Source organism: Bacillus sp. RC51 (genome assembly GCF_044908115.1).
Classification (GTDB): domain Bacteria; phylum Bacillota; class Bacilli; order Bacillales; family Bacillaceae_G; genus Bacillus_A; species Bacillus_A mycoides.
Genome location: NZ_JBIYCW010000012.1, coordinates 134,870 through 148,652, shown reverse-complemented (window position 1 = coordinate 148,652; position 13,783 = coordinate 134,870). Strand labels below are relative to the sequence as shown.

Annotated in this window: 16 protein-coding genes, 2 pseudogenes and 1 riboswitch; of the genes and pseudogenes, 3 read left to right on the top strand and 15 right to left on the bottom strand. The window is 34.8% G+C overall.

Annotated elements, in window-relative coordinates; genetic code table 11:
• Positions 1–157: 157 nt before the first annotated feature.
• The 7 genes and pseudogenes from ABH959_RS21820 to ABH959_RS21790 all read right to left on the bottom strand — a co-directional run bounded on the left by ABH959_RS21820 (position 158) and on the right by ABH959_RS21790 (position 6,841).
• A complete protein-coding gene (locus ABH959_RS21820) occupies positions 158–1,507 on the bottom strand; it encodes an APC family permease (protein WP_016093021.1) in 1,350 nt (449 codons plus the stop codon).
• A 422-nt stretch (positions 1,508–1,929) separates the two neighbouring features.
• Positions 1,930–2,898 (bottom strand): class 1b ribonucleoside-diphosphate reductase subunit beta, encoded by a 969-nt coding sequence (nrdF, locus tag ABH959_RS21815; protein WP_002011508.1) that lies wholly within the window; start codon positions 2,896–2,898, stop codon positions 1,930–1,932.
• 95 nt (positions 2,899–2,993) lie between these two features.
• A pseudogene (locus tag ABH959_RS21810) lies at positions 2,994–4,379 on the bottom strand (ribonucleoside-diphosphate reductase subunit alpha); the annotation flags it as partial.
• A gap of 401 nt (positions 4,380–4,780) precedes the next feature.
• Positions 4,781–5,479: pseudogene (locus ABH959_RS21805) on the bottom strand (ribonucleotide reductase N-terminal alpha domain-containing protein); the annotation flags it as partial.
• Positions 5,466–5,825 (bottom strand): class Ib ribonucleoside-diphosphate reductase assembly flavoprotein NrdI, encoded by a 360-nt coding sequence (nrdI, locus tag ABH959_RS21800; RefSeq protein ID WP_105584136.1) that lies wholly within the window; start codon positions 5,823–5,825, stop codon positions 5,466–5,468. The pseudogene ABH959_RS21805 and the gene nrdI, both read right to left, overlap by 14 nt.
• A gap of 478 nt (positions 5,826–6,303) precedes the next feature.
• On the bottom strand, positions 6,304–6,621 hold the full coding sequence (locus ABH959_RS21795; RefSeq protein ID WP_060750618.1) for a hypothetical protein: 318 nt from the start codon (positions 6,619–6,621) through the stop codon (positions 6,304–6,306).
• A gap of 25 nt (positions 6,622–6,646) precedes the next feature.
• A complete protein-coding gene (locus ABH959_RS21790; RefSeq protein WP_113936983.1) occupies positions 6,647–6,841 on the bottom strand; it encodes an abortive phage infection protein in 195 nt (64 codons plus the stop codon).
• Between the two features lie 261 nt (positions 6,842–7,102).
• Here ABH959_RS21790 and ABH959_RS21785 point away from each other — a divergent pair, with 261 nt between their 5' ends.
• The gene (locus ABH959_RS21785; protein WP_113936982.1) at positions 7,103–7,681 is read left to right on the top strand and encodes a GNAT family N-acetyltransferase; all 579 of its coding nucleotides are present in this window, start codon (positions 7,103–7,105) and stop codon (positions 7,679–7,681) included.
• A gap of 60 nt (positions 7,682–7,741) precedes the next feature.
• On the opposite strand, the gene ABH959_RS21780 is transcribed toward ABH959_RS21785, so the two are convergent.
• Positions 7,742–8,344, bottom strand: coding sequence for a histidine phosphatase family protein (locus ABH959_RS21780; protein ID WP_113936981.1), 603 nt, complete (start codon positions 8,342–8,344; stop codon positions 7,742–7,744).
• Between the two features lie 81 nt (positions 8,345–8,425).
• Positions 8,426–8,584, bottom strand: coding sequence for a hypothetical protein (locus ABH959_RS21775; protein WP_033706566.1), 159 nt, complete (start codon positions 8,582–8,584; stop codon positions 8,426–8,428).
• 253 nt (positions 8,585–8,837) lie between these two features.
• On the opposite strand from ABH959_RS21775, the gene ABH959_RS21770 reads away from it, so the two are divergent.
• Positions 8,838–9,023, top strand: a complete 186-nt coding sequence (locus ABH959_RS21770; RefSeq protein WP_002064385.1) for a YkvS family protein — start codon at positions 8,838–8,840, stop codon at positions 9,021–9,023.
• A 50-nt stretch (positions 9,024–9,073) separates the two neighbouring features.
• On the opposite strand, the gene queF is transcribed toward ABH959_RS21770, so the two are convergent.
• From queF to queC, 4 genes are read right to left on the bottom strand one after another with little or no spacing between them, the layout of a single operon-like run.
• On the bottom strand, positions 9,074–9,571 hold the full coding sequence (gene queF, locus ABH959_RS21765; protein WP_002086808.1) for a preQ(1) synthase: 498 nt from the start codon (positions 9,569–9,571) through the stop codon (positions 9,074–9,076).
• 18 nt (positions 9,572–9,589) lie between these two features.
• Entirely contained in the window at positions 9,590–10,306 is a 717-nt protein-coding gene (gene queE / locus ABH959_RS21760) for a 7-carboxy-7-deazaguanine synthase QueE (RefSeq protein WP_002086811.1), read from the bottom strand.
• Positions 10,299–10,790 carry a 6-carboxytetrahydropterin synthase QueD gene (queD, locus tag ABH959_RS21755; RefSeq protein WP_002011526.1) on the bottom strand — a complete coding sequence of 164 codons (492 nt, stop codon included), beginning with the start codon at positions 10,788–10,790 and terminating at the stop codon, positions 10,299–10,301. Before queD ends, queE begins: the two co-directional genes overlap by 8 nt.
• Positions 10,790–11,452, bottom strand: coding sequence for a 7-cyano-7-deazaguanine synthase QueC (queC, locus tag ABH959_RS21750; protein WP_002086813.1), 663 nt, complete (start codon positions 11,450–11,452; stop codon positions 10,790–10,792). Before queC ends, queD begins: the two co-directional genes overlap by 1 nt.
• A 93-nt stretch (positions 11,453–11,545) precedes the next feature.
• Positions 11,546–11,589, bottom strand: a riboswitch (PreQ1 riboswitch).
• A 208-nt stretch (positions 11,590–11,797) separates the two neighbouring features.
• Between queC and ABH959_RS21745 the strand changes: the two genes are divergently transcribed.
• Positions 11,798–13,006 carry an ATP-binding protein gene (locus ABH959_RS21745; RefSeq protein ID WP_113936980.1) on the top strand — a complete coding sequence of 403 codons (1,209 nt, stop codon included), beginning with the start codon at positions 11,798–11,800 and terminating at the stop codon, positions 13,004–13,006.
• 9 nt (positions 13,007–13,015) lie between these two features.
• On the opposite strand, the gene ABH959_RS21740 is transcribed toward ABH959_RS21745, so the two are convergent.
• Together ABH959_RS21740 and ABH959_RS21735 are read right to left on the bottom strand one after the other, a co-directional pair.
• The gene (locus ABH959_RS21740; protein ID WP_000038354.1) at positions 13,016–13,132 is read right to left on the bottom strand and encodes a DUF6254 family protein; all 117 of its coding nucleotides are present in this window, start codon (positions 13,130–13,132) and stop codon (positions 13,016–13,018) included.
• 105 nt (positions 13,133–13,237) lie between these two features.
• Positions 13,238–13,771, bottom strand: a complete 534-nt coding sequence (locus ABH959_RS21735; protein WP_002030551.1) for a DinB family protein — start codon at positions 13,769–13,771, stop codon at positions 13,238–13,240.
• Positions 13,772–13,783: the final 12 nt, after the last annotated feature.

Genomic DNA, 13,783 nt, shown 5'->3' with positions numbered 1-13,783 from the left:
TAATTGTACAAAGCAATAATCGTGCCAAGTGAAAATACTACGTTAATCATATCGTGTCACCCCCTTTACTTATGAATCTTTGAATGACTTATGCAATGCTGCATGATTATCAAATATAAAAAAAAGACATCGGAACTTATCCGATGCCTTTTTCTTTTTATATTTCCTGTGCTTCTTCAAAATGCATTTGCGGAGGAGCTGAACGGAACATATTTGTAACATATAGAAGGTACCCAATTCCAATAGCAGCCCAGCAAAGTCCCAAAATAAGTGAATGGATATTGAGATTAAACCATAGTACGGCTACAGTAGCAGCACCCAAAATAGGCATAACTAAGTAATTTAAGAAATCTTTTATCGTCTTATATCTTTTTTTCTTGATTATATAGTAAGAAATTACAGACAAATTAACAAATGTAAATGCAATAAGCGCTCCAAAGTTAATAAGAGATGCTGCTGTTTCTAAATCAATGAATATAGCGAAGAGCGAAATAATTCCTACAAAAATAATATTATATACTGGGGTTCTCCAGCGAGGATGAATGTATCCGAATATTTTCTTCGGAATTACATTATCTCGCCCCATTACGTATAATAACCTGGATACACTTGTTTGAGAAGCTAAACCAGACGCAAGTGTCCCCATAAGGGTTCCTACTAAAAAGAAAGCTTGAAATAATTTCCCGCCAACATATAGCGCAATTTCTGGGGATGCTGATTCTTGATTTTTAAATACAGATGTATCTGGAAACATAGATTGTGTAAAATACGTTGTAGTAATGAATAAAACTCCGCCGATTAAAGCAGTAAGAAAAATAGCTCGAGGAATTGTTTTTTTGGCGTTTGGTGTCTCTTCTGAAAATGTAGTTACTGCATCAAAACCTAAAAATGAGAAACAAAGAATTGTTGCACCTGCAACTAACGGTGATATTTGTATATCTGATTGAAAAAACGGCTGAATGGAAAAAACTTCTCCTGTTCCCTCTCCCGCTAATAAGCCTTTTATAACTAGAAAAACAAATACGGCCATTACTAACACTTGAAATATTACTAAGAACGTATTGAAATTAGCAGTAACATTTACGCTAATCATATTTATTAATGTAACCAGGAGAACAAAGCCAATGACCCATACCCAACTAGGAACACTTGGGAAAAATGCTGACATATAAATTCTCGTTAATAGTGCGTTCACCATTGGTAGAAACAAATAATCCAATAACGCGGACCATCCAACAAGAAACCCAAGCCTTGCACTAATTGTCTTCTGTGTATACGTATAAGCAGATCCTGCGGTAGGAAAAGCCTTTACCATTTTGCCGTAGCTTGCAGCGGTAAACAACATCCCCGCTAATGCAATAAGATAAGCTCCTGGAACATGACCACCCGTTTTTTCAGAAACGATTCCAAATGTATCAAACCCAACCATCGGTGTCATATACCCGACCCCTAGCATAACAATTGACCAAAGCCCTAATGAACGTTTTAAACCAACTACTTTCCCCACCTATCATTCCTCCTACGTTCTCTATCTAATTTCCATTTAAAAATCGACAATCAAAAGGAAGCGTTTTCAAATAACTATATATCACACCGAGTATTACCTCCCTTTTTGTTACTTTTTAAATATTCATGCAATTTTCAAGCCAAAATTTCTAGCATTTGAAAATTCAATACTAGAAAGAACGTATAGGTGGAGTTGGTCCTCATTTCTTCTCATTTTTTATTCATTTTGACATAAGTTATTCAATCTCTCATACGACTAAATATGAAAAATACAACTTTAATCCTTGTTTTTTCATTCTCACTTCCTAAAAAATTGGGCTTTTACAAGATTAAAATATTTCCATGAAATAATAACATTATGTAAACTATTCATAGCAAAAAAGCTGTCTTTTCTATAAAGACAGCTTTTTCTATAACACTATATTAAAAATTGAATACGAAGTCATCGTCTGCTAACTTTTCAACATTCGTTGCTTTTACGTAGCCATTTCCTTTTACAGAGAAGAAGTCATGGTTTTTCGTATCTGTACGTAAACCATTTAAAACGATTGGGTTAATTTCTTCTTCCTCAAACTTCGGCTCAAGCCCTAAGTTCATAAGTCCTTTATTCGCATTGTAACGAACGAAACGATTTACATCCTCTACAAGACCGATAGAAGTGTAAATTTCTTCTGTATATGCCAATTCAATTTCATACAGTTCCATTAATAACTCTTGCGTTTCCGTTTGTACTTCTTGTTGCTCTTCTGCAGAAAGTTCTGTGAAGATTTGTTGTGCTAAAATACCAACGAATACGCCGTGAATTGACTCGTCACGAATTATTAGGTTAATAATCTCACCACTTGCCGTCAATTTACCTTGACCAGCTAAGTAAAGTGGATAGAAGAATCCACTATAGAATAAGTAACTTTCTAAGAACACACTTGCTACCATTGCCATGTATAACTCTTTTTTCGTTACTTCAGGCTTTAATAAGCGACGATAGTAACTAGTAACAATACCAGCTTTTTTCTCAAGTAATGGATGGTTATCTACCCATTCAAAAATATCATCAATTTCTTCTTCAGTAGCTAACGTTGTGAAAATATGGCTGTAACTCTTCGCATGTACTTCTTCCATAGCGCCCATGAAAGCTAATACACTTTTCGCTTGTAAATTTTCAAGATGAACAAGTACAAGTGGCATCCCTTCGCCACCTTGTTTCGTATCTAAAAGTGTTAAACCACCTAATACACGCTTATAAGCAATTTGCTCTTCTTTTGATAATTGTGCCCAAGTATTTTTGTCAGAAGACACTGCGATTTCTTCTTCTGTCCAAAACTGAGCGATGTTTTGCTTCCAAAACATTAAACTAAAATCATCTTCTTTTTTGTTCCAGTTTACCGCACGCATTAAATCGCCCCTTCTCTAAATAAACATAAAAAAATTGATAACTAAGCATGAGCAGGGTTCAGAAAAACCCTGCTCATAATGTCTCACTTTTTATATTAAACGGTACAAGCCACGCACTCTTCCACGCTTAATTTACGTGTTCTCGTATAATAAAGACTCTTCAAGCCTTTTTTATGTGCATAAATGTAGTAACGTGCTAACTCACGTGTTGAAATATCACTATTAACATAAAGAATAGTACTAATTCCTTGGTCAATATGTTCTTGAACTTCTGCGATTAAATCAATTAATTTAAACTGATTCATATCGTAAGAAGATTTATAGTACCAGAACGTATCTTTTGATAAATACGGCATTGGATAATATGTTGTCGCATTCGCATACGTTCTTGATTCAATCTGACTTACGATTGGCATTACGCTTGAAGTTGCATTTTGAACGTAACTGATCGATTGTGTCGGAGCGATTGCAAGACGATATGAGTTGTATAAACCATTCTTCTGTACTTGCTCTTTTAAACTTGTCCAATCTTCTTTTGTTGGAATATGAATTCCCTCAAATAATTGCTGAACTGTTTCAGTTACTGGGCTGTAATCTGTCGTTTCATACTTTTCAAAGTATGTGCCGTTTGCATAATCAGACTTATCGAAGTCTTTAAATGTTTCGCCTTTTTCTTTAGCGATCTCCATACTTTTCTCAATCGAGTAGTAATTTAACATCATAAAGAATGTACGAGCGAATTCTTTCGCTTCAGCACTTTCATAAGCCATTTTATTTTTTGCTAAATATCCATGTAAGTTCATTGCTCCAAGTCCAACTGAATGAAGCTCATCATTTGCTTTTTTCACAGTTGGGGCATTCGGAATGATCGTCATATCAGAAACAGCTGTTAAAGCTTCCATTCCCGCATGAACTGCTTCACGGATTTCTTTATTTTCCATTACGTTTACGATATTTAACGATCCTAAGTTACAGTTAATATCGCGGCGGATAATGTCTTCTGTACCGTAATCATTTATTTCAGAAGTTTCTTGTAGCTGGAAGATTTCTGTACATAAGTTCGACATCTTCACAGTTCCAATATCCTTCAGTGGATGCTGGTTATTTGCATTTGATTTAAACATTAAGTATGGGTAACCAGACTCCAGCTGAATCATAGCAATTTTAATAAGCATATCACGCGCACTAATATCTAGTGGCTTCTTCTTCACTTCCGGATTACTCATTAATTCATCGTACATTTCGTCGATATCTATATCATCTAAATGTTTTCCGTACTCTTTAAATACTGTATAAGGCGCGAAAACATGGAAAGGTTCGTTTTTCTCAGCAAGCTCAAAGAACTTACTTGGAACGATAATTCCGATTGATAGAGACTGAATACGGCTCTTCTCATCGGCATTTATTTTTTTGGTATCAAGGAATTCAATAATATCCCAATGGAAAATGTTTAAGTATACTGCACCTGCACCTTTTCGTTGCATATTGTTACTCCATATCGTCAAAACGTATGGGGGATAGTCATTTCTGCTACCCTCTCTATATCGCTATAGAGTTCAGACCATATCTTCTTCTCGCCAAATTCTTCATTTAACCATTTATCATATGTTTGATGCACATGAATATGGCATAAACTATAATAACTGTATACACCCTTTGAATTTGGTTGTTTTGAGAAGCCAGGTTCGAGCTACTTAGTCACCTACATAGCCACTTGGTCGTTGAACCTTCTCCTTATCTAATAGATTTAGGAGCTTGGCTGCTGATTTCCTGCAATCTTGGATTTTCAGGGGTCGCTACGTAATTTCTTCGTAGTATCCTACCTCGATATACTCAGGCGTTCCAGCAATTGACCCGGTTTTATAGTTGAGCCATAAAGTTAACCCAACTGATTCGCATATGAAAACGAATCTTCAAGCAATTTCATAACAGGTACTACACCACTTGCGGCGTTATCAATACCTTTAATTTGCTCACCACGTGCGCGTAGCTTAGATAAGTTTAAAGCTACTCCACCACCGATTTTCGATAATTGCATTGCAGTATTAATGTTAAAGCCGATTGAATTTAAGCTATCATCCATCTCTAACAAGAAACAAGACACCATTTCTCCTCTTCTGCTTCGTCCCGCATTTAAAAAGGTTGGTGTCGCTGGTTGGTAGTTTTGTTTTACAATCATGCTTGCGAAGTGTTTTGCCTTCGCAACATCACCGCGTCCTAAGTATAATGAAACAATTGCTACACGATCTTCATAGCTTTCTAAGTATTGTTTTTGATCATTCGTTTTTAACGCATAATCTTTATAGAACTTAGATGCTGCCATATAAGATTGGAACTCGAAGTTTTCACCATAAGCGATGTTATAAACTCCTTCTACTTCCTCCAAGCTATACTCGTCCAGAACGTTGTAATAGTAATCATGTTCTTTCATATACTCCATTCGCTCTGCCACGCTATTAAAATGAACGGTATTCTCTCTAGCTTCTTCCATAAAGACTTCTAATGCCTCTTTATCTTTATGAAGCTGATAAAAACCGTCCTGCATTTGCGTGATTTCATTATTCAGTTCAATGTGTCGCAATCTCCCGCACCCTTTCTTTAAAATATTCTACATCATTATTTGTTCCAGATAACTCAAATTTTGATACAATAGGCACTTCATATTTAGTAGAAATTTTGTCAGCACTTGCACCAAACATGTCTCCCCAATTACGATTGCCACTTGCAGATACGCCTTTTAATTTTTCATTATTGCGTTCTAAAAAGTCTAAAACACGTTCCGGTACATTGCCAAAACCTGTTGTATACGTAATAAGAATAAAGTCTTCATCTAATACTAGAGCTTCTTCAATTTGAACGGCCGGCATATTTAATTTGTGGATGAAACGCTTCACGTTTCCTGTCATAGAATCATATGCAACTAACATTTCCGACCCTCCCTCTCCAATCTATATTCTCTGTATGTCGTTTCTTGATTTCTCTATATATTGTATTACGTTTCAAAATAAGACACAAGATATATGTATAAATTCTTTCTTTTTTTAACTTTTACTTTTCGACATGACCGTCGATTTTTTTCAATACAAAGACTATGAAACAACATTCTAAAACTCATGTCAATAAAGTGCTTTTCAAAAAACTTGTCAACGAATTTAACCTTATTTTAAAAAAAGTTAACAATATTTTTTGTCATAAAACAGTAAATGCTGGAGTAATATATTTCTCCAGCATCACGCAAAAAAGAACAGACCTTAAACGATAATCTGTTCCAAAAAACGATTACATTTATCAATTTTACTTTATTAAATATTTATACATACTCTTTCGTTCCTCGTTACATACTAAAAGATAACTATTATAGAAAAAGATTATTATTATGGAACTTCAATTTATTTATGAAAAAAATCATTCAGGCTGCTCAATACGCAAAATATCTTTTACAAATATATGATGTGGATTCTCATCTTTATCGAGCATTGTACATACAGGAGCTTCTTCATCAAAGTATACGATCATTCCTTCTACGTACTGATATGTATGTTGAACTTGTACAGTTACTTTAATTTCTATTGCTTGCTCATATGCTCTTTTTATTTTCTGAAGCATTTTTGCTGAACATTTTCGTTTCTCTGGATACATAACCATTCCCATAAACCTATTCCCAGCTCTATCTTTCCACATGTAATCCCAATGTGGCAATATGCCTTGTTTAAAATCCCCCATAATTCTCCTCTCCTTTATCTTCTATTTATGAACGTGGTGTTTCTGAATATGTATAAATGACCTGTCCACCGCGCTGTGCGTTCCCGATAATATGTTTAAAATCTTCTCGATTTACAACAACTTCTCTGAACGTATAAAATACATCTTTCGTCGCAACATACTCCTTTATTTCACCATTTTTCAGCTGATCCAAAATTGTATTTGCTAATTGTTCATCCATGTATTTCACCTCTCTGCAATAGTTTATTTTATCGCATCTTCTATAGGTCGACAACGGTAAAATTATCCCGTTACTATTATGTAATTCACTTTCATTATTTTTATATCTATATCACTTTATTATATTCGCACTAAATATCATATACTAACATAGCTACTTCTCTATATCAAACTTTTTGATGCCCTGTATAACAAAGTTCCAAATCACTGTTTGATATTTTATTTTATGCTACAATATACATTTAGAACTAGGAGGGATACTATGATTCGGAAAGCAAAAAAGACAGATGCGGTAGAAGTAGCACCTTTATTGTATAACGCTCTGCACGAAATTGCTGAAAAAATCACAGGTAGCACAGTTGAAGCAAAAGTAATACTAGGACTTGAAACATGGTTCGAAAAAGAAAATAATCGATTGAGCTATGAAAACTGTTTAGTGGCTGAACAAGGTGGAAAGGTAGTTGGGGTTATTGTCGTTTATCACGGTAGTGACGCTGAACAACTTGATGTACCAATCATACACTACTTAAGAGAACTACATGAAGACGAATCCATTACGTTAGAAAAAGAAGCTGAACTTGATGAGTATTATATTGACACGTTGTCAGTTTCAAGTATGTACAGTGGACGTGGTATTGGCTCTAAATTAATCGATGCAGCTGAACTTCATGCAACTGAAAAAGGACATGAAAAAATCGCCTTACTTGTTAATTTAGAAAACAAACGCGCTTTTTCACTATATGAAAAACTTGGTTACCAAGAAGATAAAACCGTTATGCTCGTCGGTGAACCGTATGCCCATCTAATAAAACCATTACGGTCATTGGTTTCTATATCTTAAAAGGACAATTCTTTTTTACTTGTTATGTAGAGAAAGAGGCTGCCAAAGGGACAGCCTCTTTTAAATTAATTTTGTATTTAATACATTTCCATCCATAGCCTCATGAAATGTATACGTTGTACATCCCCATGGCTTCTTATGGAAAATAGGCGAACCAGACCACCCCATTGCCCTCAGTTCAGTCCCAATCATCGCATTAAAATAACTATGACCTACAAGGGCAATATGTCCATGTACGAGCGCATAGCGGTGCAACATATTAGCGGCTTGCCTTGCTCTTTCTCGTACTTCCTTATAAGACTCAACCTCTTTACTATAACCAACTATCCATCGTGTACGTCCAATAAACATCCATACATTCGGTTTACATTTCAACCATTTTGGAGCATAAAAACTCGTTGGAACTTCAGCTTCCCTAAAAAGAGGATTTTGCACAAAAGATAGGGAATCCAATAACTCAGCCGCTGACTGTACAGCGCGCCTTTCATCACTCGTTACAACCAGTTTCGCTGATTCCATCGCCTCAATTGTTTCAATTGGTATAGGAGTTTCTTTTACTGTAGTCCCTAAATCATATTGCTTCATCCATTCACGAAATGAAATAATTGTCATTGGCTCTATAGTACTGTCCAAACGACCATGACGAATAAAAGAAATTCGCATTCTTTCCACTCCCCATTCATCACTTACGAACTATATTACGTACTATTTCTTATTGCCATCTTACCATGCATAAAAAGAAAGTTATATATCCCCACCACTATCATGTGTTATTGAAGTGTGCACACCATCCAGTCCATCAAAATATGTAGTTGTTTCATGATGACGCACTTTCTTCAACTGTATATATGAAAATAAAAATAATAAAATCGCTATAAAGCTCCCCACAACTTCAAACATCATTTTACCGCCCCTAATTTCTCCCACTTTAGTAGGTCATTGTATCTTTTATTATACTCCCGTATAAAGATGTATGCATTTTCATCATTCTTCTCCTAAACAATATTTTTTACATATTTTCTTACAAAAAGTGAATATTTTTCGAATTTTTACTTTGGAAACATTTACAAAGTAGTAAATATAGTTCAAAATAAGAAGAAATAAAAAAGCCCAAATTATTCTTTTTTTGGGAAAACTGGAACAAGGAGAGTTGCTTATGCAGATCGCAGAAACTGGAGATATCATTGAATTTAAAGGTGGAATGCAAGGCCGTGTTCAAAAGGTAAATCAAAACTCCGTTATTGTTGATATAACAATTATGGAGAATTTTAGAGAACTAGATATGGAACCTCTTACAGTTGTAAGCCATAAAAACTATACTGTCATTAATCAACATGCATAATATAATAGAAAGAAAGGATCTGTATATCATACAGATCCTTTCTTTCTATATTAACGATTATCGATCTTTTCTGGATATAAATCGTGATTCATCATGCGGTAGTCTGCCATTTTCTCATACTTAGTTCCTGGGCGGCCGTAGTTACAGTAAGGATCGATTGAAATACCACCACGTGGTGTAAATTTCCCCCATACCTCAATATAGCGTGGATCCATTAATTTAATTAAATCATTCATAATAACGTTCATGCAATCTTCGTGGAAGTCACCATGATTTCGGAAGCTAAATAAATATAGCTTTAAAGATTTACTCTCTACCATTCTTTGTTCTGGAATGTAGCTAATATAAATTGTTGCAAAATCTGGTTGTCCTGTTTTCGGACATAAACTTGTAAATTCAGGACAATTGAATTTTACAAAGTAATCACGGTTTGGATGGTTATTATCAAATACCTCTAAAATTTCCGGGCTATATTCAAATAAATATTTTGTATTTTGATTTCCTAATAATGTTACATCTTTTAAATCTTCATCTAATCTTCCTGCCATTTTAAACATCCCTTCTCATTATACCCCTCGTTTATTTCCCCATACTAACGCATGAAGCTGAGGCAGTACTTTCGCATCATTCATTTCTTTACAATTCACAGCTTTTTCAATAAGCCACTCATATTTTTCTAATAGTTTTTTTATAAGCACCGCATCATCCACTGTTTTCGTATCATCATTCCCTACTTGTAAGAAAAATGGTACATTCGGATAACGCTCGTGCATCTTAACTGCATATTCAAAATCTTGATCATCGAATACTACTACTTTTAAACTAAAATCTTTCCCTGCTAGTTTATGAATAACAGAATCTAACATCTGAAAATCTGTTTTCATAGTTGAACTTGGTGGTTTTGGAGAAATCGTTACCTCATCAATTTGAAGCAACCAATCTTGCCATTTACTCCCTTGCGTTTCTACCGCTGTTCGCATTCCATTCTCCTTTAATATAGAAAGAAGAAATTGCATATTTTTCAGCAAAACAGGATTTCCACCCGAAATCGTAACATGAGAAAAATTTTCTCCACCAATTTCTACAAGCTCATTCCAAATGTCTTCCGGTGTCATTTGTTTAATTTGATCTTTGGCCGATCCATCCCATGTAAAAGCAGAATCACACCAAGCACAGCTATAATCACAGCCCGCTGTACGGATAAACATTGTCTTTTGTCCTACAACCATCCCTTCTCCTTGAATGGTTGGGCCAAATATTTCTAAGACGGGGATTTTACTCATCGAGCATCCACTCCCGTCTTACTTCCGCATAACTAGTTGGCGTCTCAAAAAGACGAACAAATTCAACACGAGCTCCCTTATATTCGTTCGCACGATTATCTTTCGTTAATGCTTCTGCCATCTTTTCATAAATCCAAACGACCATATTTTCAGCAGTCGTATTCATTTCTGGCAATGTTTCGTTTAAATAACGATGATCTAAATAAATTTCTATTTCATTTTTCCAAATCTCTTTTATATCTCCAAAGTCAATTGCAAGGCCTATTTCATTTACATATCCGCTAATTCCAAATACGACTTTATATGTGTGTCCATGTAAATTTTTACATTTCCCTTCATAGCAGTGTAAATGGTGCGCTGCGTCAAATGTAAATTCCTTGCTGACCATTACTCTTTTATTATGATATTTGAGTTGTTCACGCTGAATATCCTTGTCCATTTTTTGCAAATTTTCTACGATGCGAAATCCAAAAAAGTTATCCATTAGTTGCTCGCTCCTTCGCGTTCTTGTAGATACGTATCTAATCCCGCTTTACGAAGTTGACATGCTGGACATTCACCGCAACCATCACCAATGATTCCGTTATAACATGTTAATGTTTTTTCTCTAACAAACTCAAATGCTCCAAGTTCATCAGATAGTTTCCATGTCTCTGCTTTATCAATCCACATAAGTGGTGTATGAATAACAAACGGATAATCCATAGATAAATTTAATGTAACGTTTAATGATTTCACAAACACGTCACGACAATCTGGATAACCACTGAAATCAGTTTCACATACACCCGTTACAATATGACGTGCTCCAACTTGTTTTGCTAATACAGCCGCAAATGATAAAAATAGTAAATTTCGTCCATCTACAAATGTTGATGGCAATTCACCTTCTTCATGTGTAATCTCCATATCCGTTCTCGTTAACGCATTTGGAGCAAGTTGATTTAATAGGCTCATATCTAGTATCGTATGTTTAATTCCTAGCTCTTTCGCAATTTCCGCTGCACAATCAATTTCTAATTTATGACGTTGATTGTAGTTAAATGTTACAGCTTCCACTTCTTCAAACTGCTGTATCGCCCAAAATAAACATGTTGTACTATCTTGTCCACCACTAAAAACAACAACTGCTTTTTCTTTTTTCATTTCACTCATTCTCCTTCTCTACTACGAATAAGAAGAAAGAACGTTCTTGAACTGTCACAATAAAAAAACAAAACAATACCTAATGATATTGTTGTTTCCATAGTTTTTTATAGAGGGAGTTCGCGAACCTCTCCCATGCAGTGCACGGAATTTCTTCTTTCATTGACAAAGATTATTGTAACATATTGTATACTACCAGAAAAAATTTCTGATTTTTTCCGCTATTTCGCATTTCATTTATTTCATTTTATAGTATGATTAATTTAATGTTAGAAGAGAGGAGGCATCCCACTGGAACTCTTTATTATTTACCTCTTTTTAAATATATTATCTATTCTCGTTACAATGCTCGTATATCATTTATTTTGGAATCAGAAAGGGAAACGATCTCCTAAATTAAATTCAGCCATATTTATTGTATTGTGTTGCCTCGCTACCATACTATGTATCACTTTCGCAGCAAAAACAAATAATGGTTTTCAGTTCGACATGCGACATATCGTATTAATTGTCGGCACGTTAACGGGAGGGCCTATTGCTGGTGGTTCTATTTTAGCTGTATTAAACATTTATCGCTTTTTATTGGGAGGAATAGGTGCGTTTCCATCCTTTATCGCTTCTATTCTCCTATTTATTGTTCTACTATTAACATACAAATTTTTTAATCGAAGTTCTAATCATATAAAAATAACACTTGCTATTTTTTACAGTCTTACTTATGGATTTGGTTGGATACCATTTTTCCTTGCAAGTGTTACAAATGAGGCAGATTATATACCACATATCATTGTGTACGAACTATGTACGATGATTGGTACGATCCTTATTTTATATTTACTACACATATTACAAATGCAAGTTCGTCTCCAAAATGAACTTATGAACGCTGAGAAATTTCATTTAATCGGCGAAATGGCAGCTTCTATCTCTCATGAAATTCGTAATCCTTTAACTGCAACGAAAGGTTTTTTACAACTTTTACAGTCAGATGCATGTTCTGAGAAAGAACGAAAATTATATATCGACATAGCCATTAATGGTATCGAACAAGCAAATCACGTTCTTACAGACTACTTAACTTTTGCAAAACCGAGTATTGAAAAAGAACAACAATTACAAGTAGAGGAAGAATTACTTCATGCGTTGTCTTTGATCACACCTCTCGCCAATTTAGCAAATGTTCGTATAAATTATATAAAACAAAGTACATCTTTCTTTATCGCTGGCGAAAAGCAAAAACTGAACCAATGTTTATTAAATATTTTTAAAAATTGTATTGAGGCTATGCCTACAGGTGGCGACCTTATTCTTACATTAGTTCCAGACCATAAACATATACAATTATATATAAAAGATACAGGAGTTGGTATGGATCAAGAACAAATAAAACGCCTTGGATCACCTTTCTACTCAACGAAAGAAAAAGGGACCGGACTCGGAATGATGGTCGTCTTCAGCGTCATTCAAGCAATGGATGGAAAGATTGATATTATAAGCGAAAAAGGGACAGGTACAACCTTCTTATTAACTTTCCCACTCATACAAAAAACGTGATGAACTTCATCACGTTTTTTCTGTTCCTTCAACTAATTCTGCAAAAGCTTTCACTTTCCCATGTGGCTTTTGATTTTCTTTCCGAGCTTTCCAGGCGCGCTCTTCTTCTCTCTTTTTCTTTGACATGCTTTTCAACTCCTTCTTTTCTTTTCTCCATGTAGTATTCCAAAATGAGAAAGAAAACTATGCATGAGTAAAAAAGAAAAGAAGCGGTTCCCCACTTCTTTCATTTTAACGCTGTAAAATTGCATGTTTCGCTTCTTTTAGCTGTGTAAGATGTCTTTGTTCGTGTAAATCTAGAAATTGAACCCATTGATATAAATTCAAATCATTAAAAATAGGATGTTTTAATCCATTTTCAAATAATTCTTTTTCATCTATTACACTATGAAGGGCATGTAATAATTCTTGTCGTGAATGTTCAAGTAATTGAATTCCTTGCAGTTTTTTCATTAATGTTTCTGTTGGTTTCATTTGTTGAGGAGCTTCCCTTTTATGTGTACGATCAAGCGTAAGTTGGAGGTCTTTAAATGGAGCAAGTTTTCTTTCTTTTTTTTGCAAAGCATATACAAGGGCAGATGTGACAGACTGTTCAACTAAATGCAAATGATGCAAAATTTGAATAATACTCCATTTATCACGGCGTGGCTTTACATTCACCTCCGTATCATTTAACATTTCAATTTCTGATAACAGCGTGCTTCGTGTAGACTGTAATGAGTGGACTAAAGTTTCTAAACTAACATCCATATTAGATTGAAGCATAGTGCTTTCCCC

Excerpts from the sequence above, each read along its gene's own strand:
- ABH959_RS21775 (WP_033706566.1), bottom strand. The coding sequence starts at position 8,584 with ATGATGTTTGAAGTTGTGGGGAGCTTTATAGCGATTTTATTATTTTTA.
- queD (WP_002011526.1), bottom strand. The coding sequence starts at position 10,790 with ATGGATAACTTTTTTGGATTTCGCATCGTAGAAAATTTGCAAAAAATG.
- ABH959_RS21770 (WP_002064385.1), top strand. The coding sequence starts at position 8,838 with ATGCAGATCGCAGAAACTGGAGATATCATTGAATTTAAAGGTGGAATG.
- ABH959_RS21740 (WP_000038354.1), bottom strand. The coding sequence starts at position 13,132 with ATGTCAAAGAAAAAGAGAGAAGAAGAGCGCGCCTGGAAAGCTCGGAAA.
- queF (WP_002086808.1), bottom strand. The coding sequence starts at position 9,571 with ATGGCAGGAAGATTAGATGAAGATTTAAAAGATGTAACATTATTAGGA.
- ABH959_RS21780 (WP_113936981.1), bottom strand. The coding sequence starts at position 8,344 with ATGCGAATTTCTTTTATTCGTCATGGTCGTTTGGACAGTACTATAGAG.
- queC (WP_002086813.1), bottom strand. The coding sequence starts at position 11,452 with ATGAAAAAAGAAAAAGCAGTTGTTGTTTTTAGTGGTGGACAAGATAGT.
- nrdI (WP_105584136.1), bottom strand. The coding sequence starts at position 5,825 with ATGTTAGTTGCATATGATTCTATGACAGGAAACGTGAAGCGTTTCATC.
- ABH959_RS21795 (WP_060750618.1), bottom strand. The coding sequence starts at position 6,621 with ATGGGGGATTTTAAACAAGGCATATTGCCACATTGGGATTACATGTGG.
- ABH959_RS21735 (WP_002030551.1), bottom strand. The coding sequence starts at position 13,771 with ATGCTTCAATCTAATATGGATGTTAGTTTAGAAACTTTAGTCCACTCA.
- nrdF (WP_002011508.1), bottom strand. The coding sequence starts at position 2,898 with ATGCGTGCGGTAAACTGGAACAAAAAAGAAGATGATTTTAGTTTAATG.
- ABH959_RS21785 (WP_113936982.1), top strand. The coding sequence starts at position 7,103 with ATGATTCGGAAAGCAAAAAAGACAGATGCGGTAGAAGTAGCACCTTTA.
- queE (WP_002086811.1), bottom strand. The coding sequence starts at position 10,306 with ATGAGTAAAATCCCCGTCTTAGAAATATTTGGCCCAACCATTCAAGGA.
- ABH959_RS21745 (WP_113936980.1), top strand. The coding sequence starts at position 11,798 with ATGCTCGTATATCATTTATTTTGGAATCAGAAAGGGAAACGATCTCCT.
- ABH959_RS21790 (WP_113936983.1), bottom strand. The coding sequence starts at position 6,841 with ATGGATGAACAATTAGCAAATACAATTTTGGATCAGCTGAAAAATGGT.